Here is a 22,097-nt window from a genome sequence, read left to right as displayed (position 1 = left end):
TACGCAATAGGATTGGGCCCGCATAAACAGCTACAGCCAAGAACACTCCGAGAACCCAGCAGAGGATCTGCATGCCTGGCATCACGCGCGAGGAGGTCGCCCACCTCGCCCGGCTGGCACGTCTGGAGCTGAAGGCCGAAGAGCTCGACCACTTCGCCGGACAGCTCGACGACATCATCGGCGCGGTCGCCCGCGTCTCCGAGGTCGCCGATCAAGACGTACCGCCGACCTCCCACCCGCTGCCCCTGACCAACGTGATGCGGCCGGACGAGGTCCGTCCGTCGCTGACCCCCGAGCAGGCGCTGTCCGGCGCCCCGGCCCAGGAGCAGCAGCGTTTCAAGGTGCCGCAGATCCTGGGGGAGGAGTGACCGACATGGCAGACCTGATCAAGCTCACCGCCGCCGAGATCGCGGCGAAGATCGCCGCCGGTGAGGTCACCGCCGTCGAGGTGACCGAGGCCCATCTGGCCCGTATCGAGGCCGTCGACGAGAAGGTGCACGCCTTCCTGCACGTCGACCGCGAGGGCGCGCTCGCCCAGGCCCGCGCCGTGGACGAGAAGAAGGCCCGCGGCGAGAAGCTCGGCCCGCTGGCCGGTGTCCCGCTCGCGCTCAAGGACATCTTCACGACGGAGGGGATCCCCACCACCGTCGGCTCGAAGATCCTCGAAGGTTGGCTGCCGCCGTACGACGCCACGGTCACCAAGAAGCTCAAGGCCGCCGACGTCGTCATCCTCGGCAAGACCAACATGGACGAGTTCGCCATGGGGTCGTCGACGGAGAACAGCGCCTACGGGCCGACCGGCAACCCCTGGGACCTCACGAAGATCCCCGGCGGCTCCGGTGGCGGCTCCAGCGCCGCCCTCGCCTCCTACGAGGCCCCGCTCGCCATCGGCACGGACACCGGCGGTTCCATCCGCCAGCCCGCGTCCGTCACCGGCACGGTCGGCGTCAAGCCCACCTACGGCGGCGTCTCCCGTTACGGCATGGTGGCGTTCTCCAGCTCCCTGGACCAGGGCGGCCCCTGTGCCCGTACGGTCCTGGACGCCGCGCTGCTGCATGAGGTGATCGCCGGCCACGACCCGCTGGACTCCACCTCCATCGGCGCGCCGGTCCCGCCGGTCGTCGAGGCGGCCCGCAACGGCAGCGTCGCGGGCATGCGCGTCGGCGTCGTCAAGCAGTTCCGCGGCGAGGGCTACCAGGCCGGTGTCATCCAGCGCTTCGACGAGTCCGTCGAGCTGCTGAAGCAGCTGGGCGCCGAGATCGTCGAGCTGGACTGCCCGTCCTTCGACCTGGCGCTGTCCGCGTACTACCTCATCGCGCCCTCGGAGTGCTCCTCCAACCTGGCCCGCTTCGACGCCATGCGCTACGGCCTGCGGGTCGGCGACGACGGCAGCAAGTCCGCCGAGGACGTCACCGCCCTGAGCCGTGAGGCCGGCTTCGGCCCCGAGGTCAAGCGCCGGATCATGCTCGGTACGTACGCGCTCAGCTCCGGCTACTACGACGCGTACTACGGCTCCGCCCAGAAGGTGCGGACGCTGATCACCCGCGACTTCGAGAAGGCCTTCGAACAGGTCGATGTGATCGTCTCGCCGACCACGCCGACCACCGCCTTCCCGATCGGCGAACGCGCCGACGACCCGATGGCGATGTACCTCGCCGACCTGTGCACGATCCCCACCAACCTGGCAGGCAACGCGGCCATGTCGCTGCCCTGCGGCCTGGCTCCCGAGGACGGGATGCCGGTGGGCCTGCAGATCATCGCCCCTGCCATGGCCGACGACCGGCTCTACAAGGTCGGTGCCGCGGTCGAGGCCGCGTTCACCGACAAGTGGGGCCACCCGCTGCTCGAGGAGGCACCTGCACTGTGACCGCCATGACCAAGAAGGCCAAGAACTTCAAGAAGTCCAAGTCCGGTCTGTACCTGTCGATCGGCAGCACCGCGTTCGGCGCCATCAGCGTCGCCAAGCAGGCCAAGCTGGCCCGCAAGGAGAACGACACGCTCCGCCTGATCGACGCCGCCGTTTCGGCCGCGGCGATCGTCACCGGCCTGGCGATCCTCTACCGCGAACTGAAGCGCCTGGGCGACGACGACGTCCTGCTGGGCTGAGAGGGAAAGTTTCACCGTGACTGTCACTGACCTGGTGTCGTACGAGGACGCCCTCGCGACGTACGACCCCGTCATGGGCCTGGAGGTCCATGTCGAGCTCGGCACCAACACCAAGATGTTCTGCGGGTGTTCCACGGCTCTCGGCGCGGACGCCAACTCGCAGACCTGCCCCACCTGCCTGGGCCTGCCCGGCTCGCTGCCGGTCGTCAACGCGACCGGCGTCGAGTCCGCCGTCAAGATCGGCCTGGCCCTGAACTGCTCCATCGCCGAATGGTGCCGTTTCGCCCGGAAGAACTACTTCTATCCGGACATGCCGAAGAACTTCCAGACCTCCCAGTACGACGAGCCGATCGCCTTCGACGGCTACCTCGACGTGCAGCTGGAGGACGGCGAGATCTTCCGGGTGCACATCGAGCGTGCGCACATGGAGGAGGACACCGGCAAGTCCACCCACATCGGTGGCGCGACCGGCCGGATCCACGGTGCCCGGCACTCCCTCCTGGACTACAACCGCGCCGGCATCCCGCTCATCGAGATCGTCACCAAGCCGATCGAGGGCGCGGGCGAGCGGGCCCCCGAGGTCGCCAAGGCGTACGTCGCCGAACTGCGCGAGCTCATCAAGGCGCTGGACGTCTCCGAGGCCCGGATGGAACAGGGCCAGATGCGCTGCGACGTGAACCTGTCGCTGCGCCCCAAGGGCACCGAGAAGTTCGGTACGCGGTCGGAGACCAAGAACGTCAACTCGCTGCGCTCCGTGGAGCGGGCGGCCCGCTTCGAGATCCAGCGGCACGCCGCGGTGCTCTCCTCCGGCGGCACGATCATCCAGGAGACCCGGCACTTCCACGAGGAGGACGGCTCCACGACGGCCGGCCGCATCAAGGAAGAGGCCGAGGACTACCGCTACTTCCCCGAGCCGGACCTGGTGCCGGTGGCCCCCTCCCGCGAGTGGGTCGAGGAACTGCGGGCCGCGCTCCCCGAGCTGCCGCGGGTGCGCCGCAACCGGCTGCGCGAGGAGTGGGGCATCTCCGCGCACGACATGCAGTCGATCCTCAACGCGGGCGCGGTCGACCTGATCACCGCCACCGTCGACGCCGGCGCGGACTCCGCCTCGGCCCGTAAGTGGTGGATGGGCGAGCTGGCCCGCCGCGCCAACGAGGACGGCATCGACCTGGCCGCCCTGCCGATCACCCCCGAGCAGGTCGCCCGGGTCGCCGCGCTGGTCGCCGACGGCTCGCTCAACGACAAGCTGGCCCGCCAGACCATCGAGGGCGTGCTGGCCGGCGAGGGCGACCCGGACACCGTCGTCGAGAAGCGCGGCCTGAAGGTCGTCTCCGACGAGGGCGCCCTGGGCACCGCCGTCGACGAGGCCATCGCCGCCAACGCCGCCATCGCCGACAAGATCCGCGGCGGCAAGGTGGCCGCGGCCGGCGCTCTGGTCGGCGCGGTCATGAAGGCCACCCGCGGCCAGGCGGACGCGGCCCGCGTTCGCGAACTCATCCTCGAAAAGCTGGGCGTCGAGGGCTGACGCGTCTGCTTCTCGGGTACGACGCCGAGCGGCCGTCCTTCTTTGGAAGGGCGGCCGCTCTGCCATGTGTTCCAGCCGAATCGGGCCACCCGTTTGGCCCAATCGATCGGCGACCGGGGAATGCCGTACCGGTCCGCCGTGCTGTGACCGAGGAGAAGCCCCGTACGCCGCCTTGAGGCGGGCGGGGCTCGCTACCCCTCAACCAGTGGAGGAACGGTGCAGCAGCAGGGTCTTGCGGCGAGGATCGGCCGGGTCGGTGTCTGGCACGGCGGACTTGGCCGGGTGCCGGCCGCCGTGGCGCGTCAGGCGGCGGCCGAGATCGAGCAACTGGGGTACGGCGCCCTGTGGTTCGGTGAGACGCCGGCCACCGAGTCGATGAGCCAGGCCGCGCTGCTGCTGGCCGCGACGGAGCGGATCACGGTCGCCACCGGCATCGCCAACATCTGGGTACGCGACGCCTCCGCCACGCACGTCGCCGCACAGACCCTGGCCGAGGCGTACGACGGGCGCTTCCTGCTCGGCCTGGGCGCGAGCCACGCCCCGATCGTCGGGGCGCGCGGCCACACCTTCGCCAAGCCGCTCGCGGCCATGCGTGAGTATCTCGACGCGATGGACGAGGCGCCGTACGCGGGGCCGGTGGCCGACCCTCCGCCCGCCCGGGTGCTGGCGGCGCTCGGCCCGAAGATGCTGGAGCTGGCGCGGGACCGGGCGGCCGGCGCGCACCCTTATTTCGTCACTCCCGAGCACACCGCCCGCGCCCGGGAGATCCTCGGCGCCGGTCCGCTGCTCGCGCCCGAACAGGCCGTGCTGCTGGAGTCCGACCCCGCAACGGCCCGCTCCCTGGCCCGCGAACACCACACGCGCCTCTACCTCCAGCTGCCGAACTACACCAGCAACCTGCGCCGACTCGGCTTCGGGGACGAGGACTTCGCCGACGGCGGCAGCGACCGGCTGGTGGACGCGGTCGTGGCATGGGGTGACGCGGACGCCATCCGCCGCCGTGTGCAGGAACACCACGACGCCGGAGCGGACCATGTCGCCCTCCAGCCCCTGGTGGCGGACCGCGGCCTGGGGCTGGAACAACTGCGGGAACTGGCACCGGTGTTGCTGTAGCCCAGTCTCCAGCTGCGCATACGCCACGACTCCAGCCTCGCAAATTGTTGGAATGGGACAGTCTCTCGCTTTTGAATCGGTCGGCTCCTGCCCTGATTTCCCTTCTGAACGCTGGCATGATCCCCGTGAGGGCAAGTCAGGTGCTGTGTAGCATCTACACAATTCAGGGAGGCTCGTGTGACCCGTAACGGCCGTGTGCTGGTGACGGGCGTCGGTGCAATGACGCCACTGGGAGCCGATGCGCCGTCGTCGTGGGCGGGGCTGCTGGACGGTAAGTCGGGGGTGCGTTTCCTGGAGGAGGAGTGGGCCGTGGACCTGCCCGTGCACATTGCGGCCGGGCTCACGGTGGACCCTGCCTCCCTGCTTCCGAGGGCCGAGGCCAGGAAGCTGGACCGCGGTGAGCAGGTCGCCCTCCTCAGTGCGCGCGAAGCCTGGCAGGACGCCGGGGCTCCGCAGGTCGAACCGGAACGATTCGCCGTCGTCATTGGTACGGGGACCGGTGGAGTCCTCACCACGCTGGGGCAGGACGATGTCTTCGAACGCGCCGGGATTCGCCGGCTGTCGCCGTTCGCGGTCCCCATGCTGATGCCCAATGGGCCGGCTGCTTGGGTGAGCATGGACCTGGGCGCGAAGGGAGGCGCCAGGACTCCGGTGAGTGCCTGTGCGTCCGGGGCGGAGGCCCTCGCCCTGGGGCAGGATCTGATCCGCAGCGGGCGGGCGGACGTGGTCGTCGCAGGCGGGGTGGAGGCATGCCTGCACCCCTTCACCATCGCGGCATTCGCCCAGATGAAGGCCCTGTCGACGCGGTCCGTGGACCCAGAGACCGTGTCCCGCCCGTTCGACGTCAAGCGGTCCGGGTTCGTTATGGGCGAGGGCGCGGGGATGATGGTGCTCGAACGCGCCGAGTGCGCCCGGGCCCGTGGAGCACGTGCCTACGGCACGCTGGCCGGCAGTGCCGTGAGTTCGAGCGCGAACCACATCACGGCCTCCGACGCGGAAGGCCAGGCCTTCGCCATGGAACTGGCGTTGCGCGACGCCGGCCTGGCCCCGGCGGACATCGGGGTCGTGCACGCCCACGCCACCTCGACGGAGTCCGGTGACCTGGCGGAGGCCGAGGCGATCGGCCGGGTGATCGGCAGCCACGCTGCGGTGACGGCGACGAAGTCGATGACAGGTCACATGATGGGCGCGTCCGGAACGGTGGGCGCTATGGCGGCTCTGTTCGCGCTCAAGGACGGCACGGTGCCGGCCACGCGCAACCTCGACGAACTCGACCCGCGCGTGGAACTGGACGTGGTGCGCGGTGAGCGGCGCACCGGTCGGTGGTCTGCTGCGCTGACCAACTCGTTCGGGTTCGGCGGACACAACGTCAGTCTCGTCTTCACCGAGTGACGACGAGACCTCGGGATCCCTTGGCCTGCCGTGGCTCGTGCTCGACGCCGTGCAGGACGCGGCCTTGGCCGGCGGCGCCGTTATCGCTGCTCCGTTCGCCCTCAGGTGGTGGCGCCCACGGCCTGCTGCTCGGGTGGGGTGTCCTTGTGGGTGATCGCCAGGTAGCCCACGAGCAGGACGATCGGGACGATGAGGGTCAGGGTGACCGGTCCCGTTCCCCAGCCGAGGCCGCCGCGGGAGGCGGAGACGCCCATCCAGTCGGCGAAGGAGGCGCCGAGCGGGCGGGTCAGCACGTACGCCCACCAGAAGGCGGCGACGGCGTTGAGCCCGAGGAAGCGGCCGGACAGTGCGGGCACCGCGATCAGCGCGGTGAACAGGAGGCCGGAGGGGAGATAGCCCCAGCGCAGGGTGCCCGCGGTGAGGTCGCCGACCGCGGTGCCGAGGGCGAAGGTGGCGAGCACCGTCGCCCAGTAGAACGTCTCGCGGCGGCGGGTGCGGATGCTGTGGATGGACAGCGTGCCCTCGGACACGCACCAGGCCGTCAGGATCGCGGCCAGTCCGACGGAGAAGGCGATGACCGAGACGGTGTAGGGGATGCCGGCCACGACGTGGACGACGTCGGCGGCCATGGTGCCGAAGACGCTGACCATGACGATGGCGGACCAGTAGATCCAGGGCCGGTAGCGGGTGCTCCGGAACTGGAGGATCAGCAGGGCCACCAGCCCGGCCAGCCCGATGCTGCCGGCCGGTATCGGCCCGAGCGTCCGGCCGAGGTAGTCCGAGGCCGTCTCGCCCATGCCTGTGGTGAGCACCTTCACTCCCCAGAACAGGGCGGTGACCTGCGGTACCTTGCTCCAGCCCGGTCCGTGTCCACCCTCGGGCAAGGAGGTGTGGGACCACTCCTCGCCCCCGGGCCGTGCCAGCGCCTCGCTGCTCGACTGCGCCATCGCCTGTCCGCCCTCCCGGCGCGTTGCGCCGTATCGGCAACCTTGTGCATTTCGGGCGCTGTTCAGCCGACCACGCGGGGTCGGTGAGCACTGCCCAGCTTTCGTCTACAAGACTGTAGACGATGGGGTGGGGTGCGCAGTGGCCGCCTCCGGCCTGCGGCCCCGGAGGCCGCCGTACCCGCATTCGGGCCTCCTGGGGTCGTGCGGCGGCGGGTGTCGGCAGATGATCGTCCCGACGGCTCGGTGGGAAGGGTGCGCACGGGAGCAGCGCGATGGGCGACGACCCACAGCATGGTGATCATCAGCGCCTGGGTGGCGCGGAATGTGGCGGCAGGGAACGCGGCGGCCCCGACTGTCCCGACGCCCCCGACTGTCCGGACAGCCCCGGCAACCCCGCCGGCCTGCGCCGCAGGCGATTCCTCGGTGCCGCCGCCCTAGGGGCCGCCGGTCTCGCCGCCGGGGTGACCGCCGGCTGTGACTCCACGTCAGGCGGGGACCCCGGCGCCGGCCCCACCGGTGGCGACCAGCCGGACCTGGACGCGGAGCGGGAGCGCCCCGGAGACCCCGACTGGCGGATCCGTTCGGCCGGTCCGGCCGACGCCGTCCAGGGCTACACCGACAAGGTGAGCGTCCTGCCGGGCGAGGAGTTCGGGCTGTACGTCTCGACCACCGCCCCCGGCTTCCGCGTTGCGGCCTACCGGGTGGGCTGGTACCGAGGGGCGCAGGCCCGGCTGGTCTGGCGTTCGGAGCGGGTCGCCGGGCGGCGCCAGCGCGCCCCGCGGCTGCTGCCCGGGACCCGCAGCGTACGGGCGGACTGGCAGCGCAGCCTCGGGGTGCGCACCGACGGCTGGCCGCCGGGCGCCTATCTGCTCCGGCTGGACGCGGAGCACGGGCACCAGCGGTACGTCCCGCTGATCGTCCGCTCGGCGCAGGCCGCGGGCCGGACGGTGCTGATGCATGCGGTGACGACCTGGCAGGCATACAACGCATGGGGCGGCTACAGCCTCTACCGGGGTGCGGACGGCGCGTACGGGACGCGGTCGTTGGAGGTCAGCTTCGACCGGCCCTACGACACCAACGGCGCCGGGAAGTTCCTGGTCTACGAGCGTGCGCTGGTGGTCCTCGCGGAACGGCTCGGCCTCCCGCTGGCCTACACCACCGGTCTGGACGTCCACCGCAGCCCATCGGCACTGCGGGGCGCCACGGCGGCGCTCTCGCCCGGCCACGACGAGTACTGGACCCCGCAGCAGCGCCAGCACGTCACCCGGGTTCGCGATACCGGCACCAATCTGGCCTTCCTCGGGGCCAACGCCTGCTTCCGCCGGGTCCGGCTGGAGCCGGGGCCGTCCGGCGCCCTGCGCACCGTGGTCTGCTACAAGACCTCCTACCGGGACGACCCGCACTTCGCCGGTCCGCACCGGGCACTGCCGACCCACGACTTCCGTCAACCGCCCGCCGCGGACCCGGAGTCGACGCTGACCGGTGTCTTCTACGAGGGCTACCCCACGGATGCGCCGTACGTCGTCCACAGTGCGGACCACTGGCTCTTCGCCGGAACGGGCGTGCAGCGCGGCGAGGCCTTCGACCACCTCGTCGGGGTGGAGTACGACCGGGTCACCCCGGAGGCACCCACACCGGCGCGGCTGGAGATCCTGGCCCACTCCCCGCTGGTCTGCAACGGCCGGCACAGCCATGCGGACTCCGCCTACTACACCGTCCCGAGCGGCGCCGGAGTCTTCTCCTCCGGAACGATGCGGTGGGTCGAGGCCCTGATGGCGGGCACCCGCGAGGACGGCCGCGATCACGGCATGGACGCCCGCACGCGCGCCTTCGTCACCCGGACCACCGAGAATCTGCTCCGCGCCTTCGCCGAGGCGCCCGCGGCGAAGATCCGGCCGGCACCGCGGAACAACGTGACGGGCGTGTACGGGACGTGAGCCTCGTGGTCGCGCCCGGCCCGGCTCAGTGACCCAGTCGCTCCAGGGCGGCGAGCGGGTAGCGCTCCCCGGCGACGGCGCCGTCCGGCACTGCCGCCCGAAGCCGGGCCGCCTGCTCCGGACCGAGCGCGATCCCGGCGGCCGCCGTGTTCTCCTCCAGGTAGGCACGGCGTTTGGTGCCGGGGATCGGGACGATGTCCTCGCCCTGGGCGAGCAGCCAGGCGAGGACGGCCTGGGCCGGGGTGCAGCCGAGGGACTCGGCGATCGTCCGAACTGCCTGGACGAGCCGCAGATTGCGCTCGATGTTCTCCGCGGCGAACCGCGGCCACCGGCGCCGGGCGTCCTCGGCGGTGAGGTCGTCGCGGGACGCCAGCGCGCCCGTCAGCATGCCGCGCCCGAGCGGGGAGTACGCCACGATCCCGATGCCGAGCTCCCGGCAGGTCGCCAGCATCTCGCCCTCCAGGACATCCCGCGTGAAGAGGGAGTACTCCACCTGGACCGCGCTGATGGGGTGGACGGCGTGTGCCCGGCGCAGCGTCTGCGGGCTCACTTCGCTGAGGCCCAGATGGCGTACGGCACCGGCGGCGACGAGCTCGGCCATCGCGCCGACCGTCTCCTCGATGGGGACGGCCGGATCGCGGCGGTGCAGGTAGTAGAGGTCGATACGGTCCGTGCCGAGGCGGCGCAGCGAGGCGTGACAGGCCTCGCGCACCCAGGCGGCGGAGGAGTCGACCTCGTTCACCCGCCCGGTCGCGGCGTCGTGCCGCAGCCCGAACTTGGTCGCGACGACCAGCCCGTCCCGCTGCGAGGCGGTACGGCTGCGCAGCCAGCGGCCGAGGAACTCCTCGTTGGCGCCCCGCCCGTAGGCGTCCGCGGTGTCGAGCAGGGTGACGCCGAGCTCGACCGCCCGGTCAAGGGTCCGCACGGACTCCGCGTCGTCCGGGACGCCGTACGAGGTCGACATCCCCATGCAGCCGAGGCCGAGCGCGGAGACGATTGGCCCGTGTGTACCTAGCCGCCGGTGTTTCATCGTCCCTCCGGCGCCGGTCAGGCGGAGACGTCCGCTATGAAGGCGGCCCAGGCGGAGACGCTCAGGGTGAGCGACGGTCCGGTGGGGTTCTTGGAGTCGCGGACGTGGATGGCGTGGGGGCAGGTGGCCACTTCGAGGCAGTCGCCACCTTCGCTGCCACTGTGGCTGGACTTGTACCAGTCGTAGGCGACTTCGATGCAGTTGCCGCCTTCGCTGGCGCTGTAGCTGGACTTGAACCAGTTAAGGCCGTGAGAGAAGTGCTGGGCTGCTGTGCTGGTCATGACTCTCCTAGCAAGTCGTCCAGCAGGCTCTTCGTCTCCTCAGGGGTGAGGGCCTGCGACCGCAGCATCCCATATTTCTGTTGGTACACACTGACCTCATCCGGATCATCGACCAGGAAGCTGATCCGCTGCGCCTCGATGTAGGCAAGGTGATCGTGTTCGGGTGTCTCCAACAGGACCAGCGGGCCATCCAGGGAAGCATGGGAACGTCGGGCCGTCGGCATGATCTGGAGTCCCAAGAAGGGGAGTTCGGCGCATGACCGGAGATGACGGAGCTGTGCAAGCAGGATCTCCGGGCTGCCGATCGGCCGATGGAGTACCACCTCTTCCAGGATGAAGTTCAGCATGGGCCGAGGCTTTGTGCGCTCCAGCAGCTTCTGTCGGCTGATTCGTCCGGAAACCCACTCCTCGGCCTGGCCCTCGTCCAGCGGCGGGTAGAGGGAGTCGAATGTTGCTCGTGCGTACGGCTCGGTCTGCAACAGGCCGGGCATCACCTGGTTTTCGTACGACAACAGCGTCAGCGCCTCCTCCTCATGCTCCACCAGGTCCTGGACGAACGCGGGCAGCTTCTCCCGCTCGGGGACCTTGGCCACCGCGACCGCCAACGCCCCCTTGGTGTCGAGGATTTCATCCAGCGTCTCTGCCAGGTCGATCTTCAGTGGTCTGCGGCCCTGCTCGATCGAGCCGATGGTGTCCTCATGGAGCCCGACCATCTCGGCCAGCTCGGGCTGGGTGAGACGGGCGGCCTTCCGGAAGTGACTCAGCTGGGCGCCGATCACATGCCAGGAAGTGATCCTCTTCGGTTTGTTCGCCGGGTGCATGCGCTCTGCCTTCCCCTCCCCGCGACGGCATGACACCGCCAGAAGTCGTACATCGCATCCGTACGACCTGACGCTGTGGTCCAGCATAGTCACGCACTGTGACAGTGGAAGTTATGCACAAGGAGATCCGGGAACTCTGCGCCCGTACGGCCTTTTACCGGCGCGAGCGCCGATCCGTCCCGCTGGCCCGGGAGTTCGCCCTTACCGCCCTCACCGCATGGGACCTGGACCACCTCGCGGAGGACGTCCTGCTCTGCGTGAGCGAACTGGCCACCAACGCCCTGCTGCACGGCGTTCCGCCCGGCCGTGGCTACCGGTTATGGCTCTCGCTGGGCGAGGACGGGCTGCTGCGCGTAGAGGTGCACGACAGCGGTGACGGGGAGCCTCATGTGCCGGTGTGGGCGCCGTACGACGGAGAATAGGGCGAGTCCGGGCGGGGGCTGTTGCTGGTGTCCGCGCTCGCCGACGCGTGGGGCGTCGGCGAGCGCGTGCCGGGGAAGATCGTGTGGTGCGAGTTCCGCGGCTACGGCAAGGGTTACGGCAAGGGCTACGGCAAGCCGTGAACGTGCGGGCCGACCGCGTTCGACCAGGCGTTGCCGCTCGCCGCGTCCCAGTTGGTCGACCAGGTCATCGCGCCCCGGATGCCGGGATAGGTCCTGGCGGGCTTGAAGGAGCCGCAGGCGGTGCCCTTGGTGAGGCAGTCCAGGGCGGCGTTGACGACGGACGGGGCGACATAGCCGCTGCCCGCGCCCCGGGTGGAGGCGGGCAGGCCGAGGCCCACCTGGGACGGGTCGAGGCCGCCTTCGAGCTGGATGCAGGCGAGGGCGGTGAGGAAGTCGACGGTGCCCTGGGAATAGACCTTGCCGTCGCAGCCGAGCATCGAACCGCTGTTGTAGTACTGCATGTTGACGACGGTGAGGATGTCCTTCACGTTCAGCGCGGTCTGGAAGTAGCCGGCCGAAGTGGACTGCATGTCGAGGGTCTGGGGCGCCATGGTGAGAACGAGGTTGCCGCCCGCCTTCTGGGAGAGCGAGCGCAGTGCCTGGCTCATATAGGTCGGGTTGAGGCCGTTTTCGAGGTCGATGTCGACGCCGTCGAAGCCGTACTGCTGCATGAGGGAGTAGAGGCTGGTGGCGAAGTTGGCGGCCGAGGCGGAGTCGTTGACGGAGACGGTGCCCCGTTCGCCGCCGACGGAGAGGATCACCGACTTTCCGGCCGCCTGCTTGGCCTTGATGTCGGCCTTGAACTGGTCGACGGTGTAGCCGCCCAGGCCGGCCGAGTCGAGGTTGAAGGTGACGGCGCCGGGTGTGGTGGTGGCGTCGGCGAAGGCCACCGCGATGATGTCGTACTGGGCGGGCACGTCGCTGATCTTCTGGACCGTCGCGCCGTTGTTGAAGTTCTGCCAGTAGCCGGTGACCGCGTGCCGGGGGACGGCGGGGGTGCCGCCGCTGCCGGAGGGGGCGGTGGTGGCCGTGACCGGGGCCGAACGGGCCGATTCGCCGGCCGCGTTGGCGGCCGAGACCTGGAAGCGGTAGGAGGTGGCGGGGGCCAGGCCGGAGACCGTCGCCGACGTGCCGTTCACGGTTCCGTACTTGGTGCCGTCGCGGTAGACGGTGTAACCGGTGGCGCCGGGGACCGGGGTCCAGGACAGGGCCACGGAGGACGGGGTCACCGCGCCGGCGGTGAGTCCGCCGGGCGTGGCCGGGACCTGGGGCCCGGGGTCGGTGCCGCCTCCGCCGTCGGGTCCCAGGACGCTGAAGTCGTCGGCGTAGTAGGCGGGTTGCCCGTACCAGCCATGGGTGTAGACGGTGACCGAGGTGGTGGCGGGGCCGGTGGTGAAGGTGGTGCTGAGCTGCTGCCAGTCGGCGGCGGACGGGGTCCAGGTGGAGACGTCCGTGGTGCCGGTGCCGGAGGCGCCCAGGTAGACGTAGGAGCCCTGGACGTATGCGCTGAGCCGGTAGGTCGCGCCGGGCTTGACCGCGACGGTCTGGGAACAGGTGGCGTTGTCGGAGGCGGTGGGGGTGGCCTTGAGGGCGCCGGTGCCGCTGTGGACGGGGGAGCCGGTGGTGCTGCCGCTGCCCTCCGAACAGGTCCAGTTGCTCAGGCCGGATTCGTAGCCTGCGTTCCTGGCGGCATTGACGTCGGCCGCGGCGGCCGGGGTGGAGCCGGACAGGGTGGCGGCCGCGGCGGTGAGGGCCGTCAGTGCCGCCGTGCGCAGGCGTCTGCGGCGGGCCGGCCGGGGGTGTGGGGTGCGAGGCATGGCTGTCTCCAGTGCCGAAGGGGGGAACACGGGGAGAACTGCAGCAAGACGGTGGCCACCGCTCCTGGCCACAGAATGGTTCAGACCAATCAGGTGGTCAAGAGGTCTGGCGCGATGGGGACTTGTGCGTGCGCCGCAGACCAATCGACGGTCGTCCACCCCGGCGAAGTTGGCCCCCCGTACACCTGTCCTCCGTCACCCCCGTCCACTACCGTCCCCGTCGCCTCGTCGCACGGGATGGGCGGGGCGCGTAGCGATCGGTAGCGAGGGCCGTCGACTGGGAGGTCGAGCGTGGCACCGGAGTTATCTCGTAGACGGGTACTGGGCGTGGGGGCCGCGGCGGTGGGGGCGGCGATGGCTGGCTCGCTGCTGCCGCCGTCGTTGCAGCAGGCGCTGGCGGACGAGGCGGCGCGGCCGGCACGGGGCGGGGGAGGGCTGGGGGACATCCGGCACGTCGTCGTGCTGATGCAGGAGAACCGCTCCTTCGACCACTACTTCGGGACGCTGCGCGGCGTCCGCGGCTACGGGGACCGCAACGCCGTCGAACTGCCCGGTGGCCGTAGCATCTACGAGCAGCCCGGGCTGCTGGGCCTGGGCACCGTCCTGCCCTTCCCGGTGCGGGCGGCGGCCGCGGCGCAGAAGAAGGACCTGCAGTACATCGGCGCGCTGGACCACAGCTGGTTCGGCGGGGCCGTGGCCTGGCACGGCGGCTGGATGAACGGCTGGGTCACCGCCAAGACGGCCGCCACGATGGCGTATTACGACCGGCAGGACGTCCCGCTCCACTACGAGCTGGCGGACACCTTCACCGTCTGCGACGCCTACCACTCCGCCATCCACTCCTCCACCAGCCCCAACCGCAACCATCTGGTGAGCGGGTGGACGGGCTTCGAGCCCAACGGCAAGCGGGCGGTGGGCAACGACGCCTACGAGGAGGACACCCACACCGGCTACACCTGGACCACGTATGCCGAGCGGCTGGAGAAGGCCGGCCGTAGTTGGCGGGTCTACCAGGAGTGGGACAACTTCACCGACAACAACCTGGAGTTCTACGCCGTCTTCAAGGCGGTCGCGAAGAAGGCCCTGGTGAAGGTGGACGGGGCGCACACCATGACCGCCTTCTACACCAAGCTGGCCGGTGCGGACGAGGCGGGGCGCACCCGGCTGACGGCGCTGCTGGAGGAGGGCGTCCGGGGCCTGGACCGCGGCGAGCGGAGCCTGTTCGAACGGGCGCTGCGGCGCGGCGTGCCGGGCAGTACGGCGAGTGCCTTCGCCGCCGATGTGGCGGGCGGCACGCTGCCCGAGGTGTCCTACATCGTCCCGTCCGCCGCGGATTCCGAGCACCCCGGTGCATCCTCGCCGGCCGCGAGCGCCACCCTCGTCTACAAGGTGCTGGACGCGCTGGGCAGGAACCCGGACGTCTGGCGGCACACCGTGCTCTTCCTGACCTACGACGAGAACGACGGGTTCTTCGATCATGTGCCGCCGCCGGTGCCGCCGCCCGGGACGGACGGGGAGTTCTGGGACGGGCTGCCGACCGGGCTGGGCATACGGGTGCCGATGCTGGTCATCTCGCCGTGGTCGGTCGGCGGCTACGCCTGCTCGCAAGTCTTCGACCACACCTCGATCACCCGCTTCCTGGAGCGCTGGACGGGGATCAGGGAACCCAACATCAGCGCCTGGCGGCGCACTGTCTGCGGCGATCTGACCGCCGCCTTCGACTTCTCCCGCGGGCGGGGACAGCCGGCGGTGCGCCCGCCCGGCCCGGTCCCGGCGTTCAGCGGGCGCTGGTCACCGTGGCCGCCACTCCGCCAGGCGCTGCCCCGGCAGGAGCCCGGCAGCCGGCCGGCGAGGGCGCTGCCGTATCAGCCGGACGCCGACGGCGGCTTCGATCCGGGCGCCGCGGTCTTCCGGATGGCCGTCCGCAACACCGGCCGGGCCGCCGTACATCTGGCGCTCTACCCGTACGCGAAGGAGTGGGACGCGCCGCAGCATCGTGAGGTGCGGGGAGAGGGTGAGTGGGATGTCCCGGTAAAGGGGGGTACCTACCGCTTCACCGTGACCGGGCCGAACGGCTTCCGGCGGGAGTTCGCCGGGACGGCGCAGGGTGCGGCCGCGGCCGTCGGCCTCGCCACGCGGATCGACGCCGGTCGGCGCACCCTGCATCTGACCGTCACCAATCCCGGGCGCACCGATCTGACCTGCACCCTGAAACCGCTGGCGTACGCGGACGCGGCGCCGCGCACGGTGATGGTGCAGGCCGGGGCCGCCCGCACCCTCGCGTACGACACCCGGGACGCGCACGGCTGGTACGACCTCGGTCTCACGGTGGCCGAGGACGCGTCCTTCCACCGGCGGCTGATGGGGCATGTGGAGAACGGGAGGGAGTCGGTCACGGGCTGACGCCGGGGGGACGGGCCGGGCGGACGAAGCCGGGCGGACGGCTGGGGGACAGGCCGAGGCGACGGGCCGGGGCGGCGGGGCCGGGGCGAGGAGCGGGAGCCCGGACCCGTCCCCCGCGAAGGCGGTTCCCTATTCCCCTTTCTGTGTGGGGAAGTCCACAAAGCGGTCTAAGGATCTTTTCGGGCTGCGACCCTGCTCTGAACAGGTGGGACGGCCGCGCCCCGGTGGGCATGCGGCGGCCCGCCCGTCCCCTTTGCCGTTTTCACTGGTTCCACCGTTTTCACCGTTCACTGTTCATCCGCGCTCGGCACCACCCGTCCTCCGGGAGATATCGACGCACGACCCGGGAAGCAGACGAGGTCCGTGACCGCTCTGGCTCGGTGGTGTCTCAGGCGCCGCATCGTGGTGCTCTTGCTCTGGCTCGCCGCCTTTGCGGGGGTCGCTGTCGCCGCGGGCGTGACGGGTTCTGCGTACTCGAACAACTACGAGGTGCCGGGGACCGAATCCAGCCAGGCCTCCGCCCTCCTGGCCAAGGCGTTCCCCGGGAGCTCCGGGGACAGCGACACGATCGTGTGGCACACGGACTCCGGGACGGTGCGGTCCGGCGCGGTCACCAAAACGATGACGCACACGCTGGAGAAGGTCGCCGGCCTGCCCGGCGTCTCCGAGGTACGCAGCCCCTACGACCGGTCCCAGGCGGGCGCCTCCCACGGGCAGGGCGCGCGGCAGATCAGCAAGGACGGGCACACCGCCTACGCCACGGTCACCTTCGACCGGCCCACCGACGAACTGGACGCGGCCCAGGTCCGCAAGGTCGTCGACACCGCGCAGCGCGCGTCCGGCCATGGCCTCCAGGTCGAACTGGGCGGCGCCGGGATCGCGCTGACCGAGGCGCCGCGCGCCCAGCTGCCGGAGATCATCGGGCTGTGCGCCGCGGCCGTGGTGCTCTTCCTCGCCTTCGGGTCGCTCGCCGCGACCTTCCTGCCGATCGTCACCGCGGTGGCCGCCGTCGGCACCGCCTCGGCCGGCATCTCGCTGCTCAGCCATGCGATGACCGTCGCCGACTTCGCCCCGATGCTCGGGATGCTGATCGGCCTCGGCGTCGGCATCGACTATGCGCTGTTCATCGTCACCCGGCACCGCAAGGGCCTGCGGGCGGGCCTGTCCGTCGACGAGGCCGCCACCCGCGCCGCCGCCTCCTCCGGGCGCGCGGTCGTCTTCGCCGGGGCCACCGTCTGCATCGCGCTGCTGGGCATGCTGATCCTGCGGCTGAGCTTCCTCAACGGCGTCGCCCTCGCCGCCTCGCTCACCGTCGTGCTGACCGTGGCCGCCTCGGTCACCCTGCTGCCGGCGCTGCTCGGGCTGATAGGGATGCGGGCACTGAGCGGCCGCGAGCGCCGGCAGCTGGCCGCGCACGGCCCGCGGCGCGAGCGGTCCACCGGCATCGCCGCCCGCTGGTCCGGCTTCGTCGAGCGGCACCCCAAGCTGCTGGGCCTGACCGCCGCCGTCGTCATGCTGGTCCTGGCACTGCCGGCCTTCGGCCTCCATCTGGGCACCTCCGACCAGGGCAACAACCCGGCCACCTCCACCACCCGCAAGGCGTACGACCTGCTCGCGGGCCGCGGGCCCGGTGCGGAACGGGGGAGCGGCTTCGGGCCCGGATTCAACGGGCCGCTGACACTTGTCGGCACCCTGGACGGCGCCAAGGACCGGATCGCCTTCGACGAACTGCCGCACCGGCTGCGGGAGGTGCCCGGCGTCGCCCAGGTCAGCGCCCCGGAGTTCAACGGCGGCCGCAGCACCGGCGTGATCACCGTCGTACCGGACAGCGCACCGCAGTCGAGGCAGACATCCGCCCTGGTGGCACGGCTGCGCGGCGAGGTGCTGCCCGCGGCCGAGCGCGCGACCACGCTGGACGTGCGGGTCGGCGGCATCACCGCCGGTTACGACGACTTCGCCAACATCATCGTCGGCAAGCTGCCGCTCTTCATCGGCATGGTCATCGCCCTGGGCTCGGTCCTGCTGCTGTTCGCCTTCCGCAGCATCGGCGTCCCGGTGAAGGCCGCGCTGATGAATATCGCCGCGGTCGCCTCGTCCTTCGGGATCGTCGTCGCGGTCTTCCAGTGGGGCTGGGGCAGCGAGCTGCTGGGGCTGGGCAGCGCCGGGCCCGTCGAACCGTTCCTGCCGGTCATCATGGTGTCGGTGCTCTTCGGGCTGTCCATGGACTACCAGGTCTTCCTGGTCTCCCGGATGTACGAGGAGTGGCGGCTGACCGGCGACAACCGGCGGGCCGTACGGGTCGGCCTCACCGAGACCAGCCGGGTGATCAACTCGGCGGCGGTCATCATGATCGCGGTGTTCGCGGCCTTCATCCTCAGCGGCGACCGGACCATCGCGATGTTCGGCATCGGCCTGGCCTCCGCCGTCGCCCTGGACGCCTTCGTGCTCCGTACGCTCCTGGTACCCGCCCTGATGCACATGCTGGGCGGCGCCAACTGGTGGCTGCCGTCCTGGCTCGGCCGGTGGCTGCCCCGGATCAGTATCGAGCCGCCGCCGGAGCAGCCGTCCGACGCGCAGGTCCCGGCCTCGCGGGACGGCGAGAAGCCGCTGGTGGAGGCCTGAACCAGGGGTCCCGGCGTGCCCCGGGCGGACGGCCCGGACGGCGCGTCGCCGCCCCTCGCCCGCCCGGTGGAGCCGTTCTCATCCGACTCTCAGACACGGCACCTACGGTCGCGCCCATGGGAACCACCAGGACGACCGAAAAGCGAACCGACGAGACGACCGTGCCGGCGCAGGCCGCCACGGAGAGCGACGCGGCGACGGACACTGCTGCGATCCCGGAGACCACCGAGGCGGAGGCGGCCGGCAAGGCCGCCGCCAAGGCGGACGAACAGGCCGATGACAACGCGGCCCTCGCCGAGCAGGACGAGGCGAGCGAGCGCGAGGCCGATGCGGTCGAGAACAGCGCGGACGGGGAGGCCGCTTCCGCACAGAGCGCCGGCGGGATCGCCGCCGGTGCCGGTGCCGTGGTCGCCGCGGGGCTCGGCCTCGCCTCCGTGACCGGCACCTGGCTGGGCACGCTGATGGCCGAGCGGCAGACCCTGATGGGCCAGATCGGCCTCCAGACCGGCAAGACCAGGGACCAGATCGCCGCCGTCTACGGCACCCCGTGGCACACGACCGCGCTGGTCAACGGCGTCTTCGCGCTGCTCGCCGTGATCGCCGCCGTGGTGGTGCTCACCGGTCGGCGCGCCACCTGGGTGCGGGCCGTGGCCTGGGGCGGGCTGGCGCTCGGCGTCCTGGGGATCCTGATCTCCGCGGGCATGTACCTCGACCTGTTCGCGAGCATGCCCGTCGTCCCGAAGGGCGCCGGAGGCGGCGGTGGCCCGGCGGCGCCGTAAGGAAACCTGGCCCCGACGAGCCGCCCGCCCAAGACCCACCGGTCCAGCCGGTGGGTCTTTGTCGTTCCGGGACGGGGCGGACAGGGCGGCAGCGGCCGGCGTTGTCCCCAGAATTCCCAAGTCGATTGTGGCCCGCGCACTCACCGACCTAACATGAACAACTACCCTGCGTAGCTGACTGGTTGACCATCGAGGTGAGATCCGCGAACAATCCCATCGAGCCGCCGTCCTTCCCCGACGATGCCGGTGCCGACTACTTCATCCGCGAATACCGCACCGCCGTGAACCCCGCCCGGCGGGACCTCCTGGAGAACAAGCCGCCGCTGCTCATCCTGAGCCCGCCGGCGTACGACCCGGACGCCCGCACCCGCCGGGTCCTGGAAGCGCTGCGCTGGGCCCTGGGCCCCGAGCACAAGCGGGTCCCCCATGTCGTGCTGCACGCCGAGGAGGACGTGCCCCTCCTGAGCATGCAGGCGGGGGCCGGGCTCGGCTTCGACGTGCCCCGGAACTCGGCACCGGACCGGTTCCCCAATTTCTGGCTGATGGCGGACGTCATCGCTCACATACAGGAGAGCCGGCCGGGCAGCAGCGGCCTCGGGGCACGGAAGTTACGGGACCACGTCTACCGTCAGCGGGCCGAGCGGGGCGGGCTGCCCGGCTTCCTGTGGCACCTGGGCGGCACGGACACCGCACCGATCGGCGGCGTACGCGGCTTCTTCGTGGGGCTCGTATGGCACTCGCTGACCCGGACACTGCCCCGTTGGGCCTGGGCACACCGACAGAACCGACGGCTCATCAGATCCAAGCGGAGCGGCTGGCTCGGCCGCCATCTCAACGCGACCGCCGGCGGGGCCCCGGTCTTCGAACTCCTCGACCAGGTAGGGGCCCGGCAGTCCCCGCGGCTGCATCTGGAACCCAGCCACCCGCGGCACAAGGAGGGGCTCGCCGCCCTCGAACTCCTTTTGCTGCGCGCCCTGTTGGAGGATCTGCACAAGCCTGCGGTGGGGCGCTTCCTGCCCAAGCGCCGCCGCCGGGTGTCCCGCCCTGTACTCCTGGTGGAGATCCCCCCGGAGGGTGCCCCGGGAGCCGACGCGGCAGAGCGCTTCCTGCGCTCGTTCCACACGCTGCAATCCGGTCTTGACGGGCCGGGCCCGCTCGTGATCGCGGTGGGCAGGCCCTCCGCGGCCCTGCAGACGGATCTGGGCGTCGAACGCACCAACCTCCGCCGGGCCAGCACCCTGCTCCACTCCAGCAACCCGCGGCCGGTCATGGTGCCCCTGGAGGACGAGCCCTTCGGGCGGCTGGGGCTGCAGATTCCCCCGGTGCAACCACGGAAGTTCAGGATGGGCTGGCGCGCCGTGACCGTCCTGGAACTGGCGGCGCTGGCCGCAGCCGTGGCGGGCGGGACGGTAGCCCCGACAATCTGGAAGCCGACGAGAGACCCCAGTTGCCTCGGCGGGGACCGTCCGGTCGCGGGGGCCGGGCGGAACAAGCTGCCCGAGTTCAAGCCGAAGGAGTGGTACGCGGAGGCGCTGGAGCGGATCAAGCAGCAGAACCGGAAGGCGGAGGAGTACGCCAAGGACCGGGCGGTGCGCACCGTGGTGCTCTTCGAGTCGAGCCCGCCGACGCACGCGCAGGACACCATCTTCGACGGGTCCATCCCCGAACTCCGCGGCATCGCCATGTGGCAGGAGTGGCTGAACAAGGACGCCGCTTCGAACCTCTCCCGGGTGCCCCTGCGAGTGGAGGTACGGCAGACCACCACCGGCTTCACGAACGCGAGCGCCCTCGCGCGGGACCTCATCAAGGACGTCCGGCAGGAGGACCAGGCTGCCGACGACAAGAAGGTCGTCGGCGTCCTGGGCTTCGGGCAGAGCACGACGGAGACACGGGACGCCGTAAGGCTGCTGGGCAACGCCGACATCCGGATGCCGACGGTCGGCACGACCGCGACGGCGGACGAGATGCAGGGCGAGACCTACTGGCCCTTCACCCCGGTGAACAGCCGGGAGGCGAAGATCGCGGCCGACTTCGTCGCGCACTCCAACATCGTGGAGCGCACCGCGCAGACGACGTCGAAGTCCGCGACCTGTGTCCCCGCCGAGCAGGCCGTCATCGTGCAGAACCCCGGCGACCTCTACAGCCGGAGTCTCGCGGACAGGTTCCGTCAGTCCTTCAAGGGAGACGAGACGGTCATCAACTTCACCCAGGGCCCGCAGCACGTCGAAACGCCCGCGGACACCCAGAAGGCGACCTCACCGGACCGGCTGGCCGGTCAGGTGTGCCAGGCCCTGAAGGCCGATCCGCGCACCGTCGTGTACTGGACCTCGCGGGCGAGGGACTTCACCGCCTTCGTCAATGCCATGGACGTCAACGGAACCTGCAACGAGAACGGTCTCACCGTGCTGGGCGGCAATGAACTCACGAATGTGGCGCTGACCGGTGAGTACGACGACAATTCCTGGCTCCGGCTGTACTACTCCGCGCACCGCCTGCCCGAGGGAGACCACCGCGCCAGCGTGCAGACGAAGCAGTTCATCGGCCATTACAACGCCGAGTACCCGAAAGACCCCTGGCAGCACGACGGGCACTCCGCGGTGTCCTACGACGCCTTCCATACGCTCTCCATGGCGGTGGACGCGGCCCATTCCGGCGCATCCGTGGACCGGGACGCCGTCTTGACCGCGCTGAGGAACGGCGTCCATTTCGACGGTGCCACCGGGGGCGTCAAGTTCTCCGAGGACAGCAACGAGCCTCCGCTGAAGAAGGCGCTGGTGATCCTCAGGCAGTTGGCGGACGGGCCCCGGGCGGTGGTCGCCTGCGGGGCCTACAACCCGTCGGCGCTGAAGGAGGAACAAGGGCCGCCGTGCGCTCCCTGACG

Annotated in this window: 16 protein-coding genes and 1 pseudogene; 12 read left to right on the top strand and 5 right to left on the bottom strand. The window is 70.7% G+C overall.

The genetic code is table 11. The features are described 5' to 3' along the window. The first annotated feature begins 71 nt into the window (after positions 1-71). The 6 genes from gatC to CPH93_RS09725 all read left to right on the top strand — a co-directional run bounded on the left by gatC (position 72) and on the right by CPH93_RS09725 (position 6,136). The gene (gene gatC, locus CPH93_RS09750) at positions 72-368 is read left to right on the top strand and encodes an Asp-tRNA(Asn)/Glu-tRNA(Gln) amidotransferase subunit GatC (RefSeq protein ID WP_006602950.1); all 297 of its coding nucleotides are present in this window, start codon (positions 72-74) and stop codon (positions 366-368) included. A 5-nt stretch (positions 369-373) separates the two neighbouring features. Beyond that, entirely contained in the window at positions 374-1,867 is a 1,494-nt protein-coding gene (gatA, locus tag CPH93_RS09745; protein WP_096212549.1) for an Asp-tRNA(Asn)/Glu-tRNA(Gln) amidotransferase subunit GatA, read from the top strand. A gap of 5 nt (positions 1,868-1,872) precedes the next feature. After that, positions 1,873-2,106, top strand: a complete 234-nt coding sequence (locus tag CPH93_RS09740; RefSeq protein ID WP_033266953.1) for a hypothetical protein — start codon at positions 1,873-1,875, stop codon at positions 2,104-2,106. 16 nt (positions 2,107-2,122) lie between these two features. Next, positions 2,123-3,631: an Asp-tRNA(Asn)/Glu-tRNA(Gln) amidotransferase subunit GatB gene (gatB, locus tag CPH93_RS09735; RefSeq protein WP_096212548.1), complete on the top strand. Its 1,509-nt coding sequence runs from the start codon at positions 2,123-2,125 to the stop codon at positions 3,629-3,631. 216 nt (positions 3,632-3,847) lie between these two features. Then, positions 3,848-4,744 carry an LLM class F420-dependent oxidoreductase gene (locus tag CPH93_RS09730; RefSeq protein WP_093485305.1) on the top strand — a complete coding sequence of 299 codons (897 nt, stop codon included), beginning with the start codon at positions 3,848-3,850 and terminating at the stop codon, positions 4,742-4,744. Between the two features lie 177 nt (positions 4,745-4,921). After that, positions 4,922-6,136 (top strand): beta-ketoacyl-[acyl-carrier-protein] synthase family protein, encoded by a 1,215-nt coding sequence (locus CPH93_RS09725; RefSeq protein WP_256332024.1) that lies wholly within the window; start codon positions 4,922-4,924, stop codon positions 6,134-6,136. A gap of 101 nt (positions 6,137-6,237) precedes the next feature. Here CPH93_RS09725 and CPH93_RS09720 read toward each other — a convergent pair whose 3' ends face one another. Further along, entirely contained in the window at positions 6,238-7,083 is an 846-nt protein-coding gene (locus CPH93_RS09720; protein WP_096212547.1) for a COG4705 family protein, read from the bottom strand. A gap of 272 nt (positions 7,084-7,355) precedes the next feature. Between CPH93_RS09720 and CPH93_RS09715 the strand changes: the two genes are divergently transcribed. Continuing rightward, positions 7,356-9,020, top strand: a complete 1,665-nt coding sequence (locus tag CPH93_RS09715; protein WP_173909757.1) for a N,N-dimethylformamidase beta subunit family domain-containing protein — start codon at positions 7,356-7,358, stop codon at positions 9,018-9,020. Positions 9,021-9,045: 25 nt separating this feature from the next. On the opposite strand, the gene CPH93_RS09710 is transcribed toward CPH93_RS09715, so the two are convergent. From CPH93_RS09710 to CPH93_RS09700, 3 genes are read right to left on the bottom strand one after another with little or no spacing between them, the layout of a single operon-like run. Further along, a complete protein-coding gene (locus CPH93_RS09710; RefSeq protein WP_096212546.1) occupies positions 9,046-10,050 on the bottom strand; it encodes an aldo/keto reductase in 1,005 nt (334 codons plus the stop codon). 17 nt (positions 10,051-10,067) lie between these two features. Next, positions 10,068-10,331 carry a DUF397 domain-containing protein gene (locus CPH93_RS09705; RefSeq protein ID WP_096212545.1) on the bottom strand — a complete coding sequence of 88 codons (264 nt, stop codon included), beginning with the start codon at positions 10,329-10,331 and terminating at the stop codon, positions 10,068-10,070. Continuing rightward, on the bottom strand, positions 10,328-11,152 hold the full coding sequence (locus CPH93_RS09700; protein ID WP_096212544.1) for a helix-turn-helix domain-containing protein: 825 nt from the start codon (positions 11,150-11,152) through the stop codon (positions 10,328-10,330). The genes CPH93_RS09705 and CPH93_RS09700 overlap by 4 nt, the downstream gene beginning before the upstream one ends. 113 nt (positions 11,153-11,265) lie before the next feature. Between CPH93_RS09700 and CPH93_RS09695 the strand changes: the two are divergent. Beyond that, positions 11,266-11,715: pseudogene (locus CPH93_RS09695) on the top strand (ATP-binding protein). Here the strand turns inward: CPH93_RS09695 and CPH93_RS09690 are convergent. Further along, positions 11,700-13,412: a chitinase gene (locus CPH93_RS09690; RefSeq protein ID WP_096212543.1), complete on the bottom strand. Its 1,713-nt coding sequence runs from the start codon at positions 13,410-13,412 to the stop codon at positions 11,700-11,702. The pseudogene CPH93_RS09695 and the gene CPH93_RS09690 sit on opposite strands and share 16 nt — an antisense overlap. A gap of 291 nt (positions 13,413-13,703) precedes the next feature. On the opposite strand from CPH93_RS09690, the gene CPH93_RS09685 reads away from it, so the two are divergent. From CPH93_RS09685 to CPH93_RS09670, 4 genes are all read left to right on the top strand, one after another. Then, positions 13,704-15,815 carry a phosphocholine-specific phospholipase C gene (locus tag CPH93_RS09685; RefSeq protein ID WP_096212542.1) on the top strand — a complete coding sequence of 704 codons (2,112 nt, stop codon included), beginning with the start codon at positions 13,704-13,706 and terminating at the stop codon, positions 15,813-15,815. Positions 15,816-16,178: 363 nt separating this feature from the next. After that, on the top strand, positions 16,179-18,437 hold the full coding sequence (locus CPH93_RS09680) for an MMPL family transporter (protein ID WP_096212541.1): 2,259 nt from the start codon (positions 16,179-16,181) through the stop codon (positions 18,435-18,437). 116 nt (positions 18,438-18,553) lie between these two features. Next, on the top strand, positions 18,554-19,216 hold the full coding sequence (locus CPH93_RS09675) for a hypothetical protein (RefSeq protein WP_093485314.1): 663 nt from the start codon (positions 18,554-18,556) through the stop codon (positions 19,214-19,216). A gap of 182 nt (positions 19,217-19,398) precedes the next feature. Further along, complete coding sequence (locus CPH93_RS09670; protein WP_096212540.1) at positions 19,399-22,095, top strand: ABC transporter substrate-binding protein; 2,697 nt, start codon at positions 19,399-19,401, stop codon at positions 22,093-22,095. The last annotated feature ends 2 nt before the right edge of the window (positions 22,096-22,097 follow it).

The organism is Streptomyces sp. 2323.1 (genome assembly GCF_900221035.1).
GTDB lineage: Bacteria > Actinomycetota > Actinomycetes > Streptomycetales > Streptomycetaceae > Streptomyces > Streptomyces sioyaensis.
This window is presented reverse-complemented; position numbering and strand designations above follow the sequence as displayed.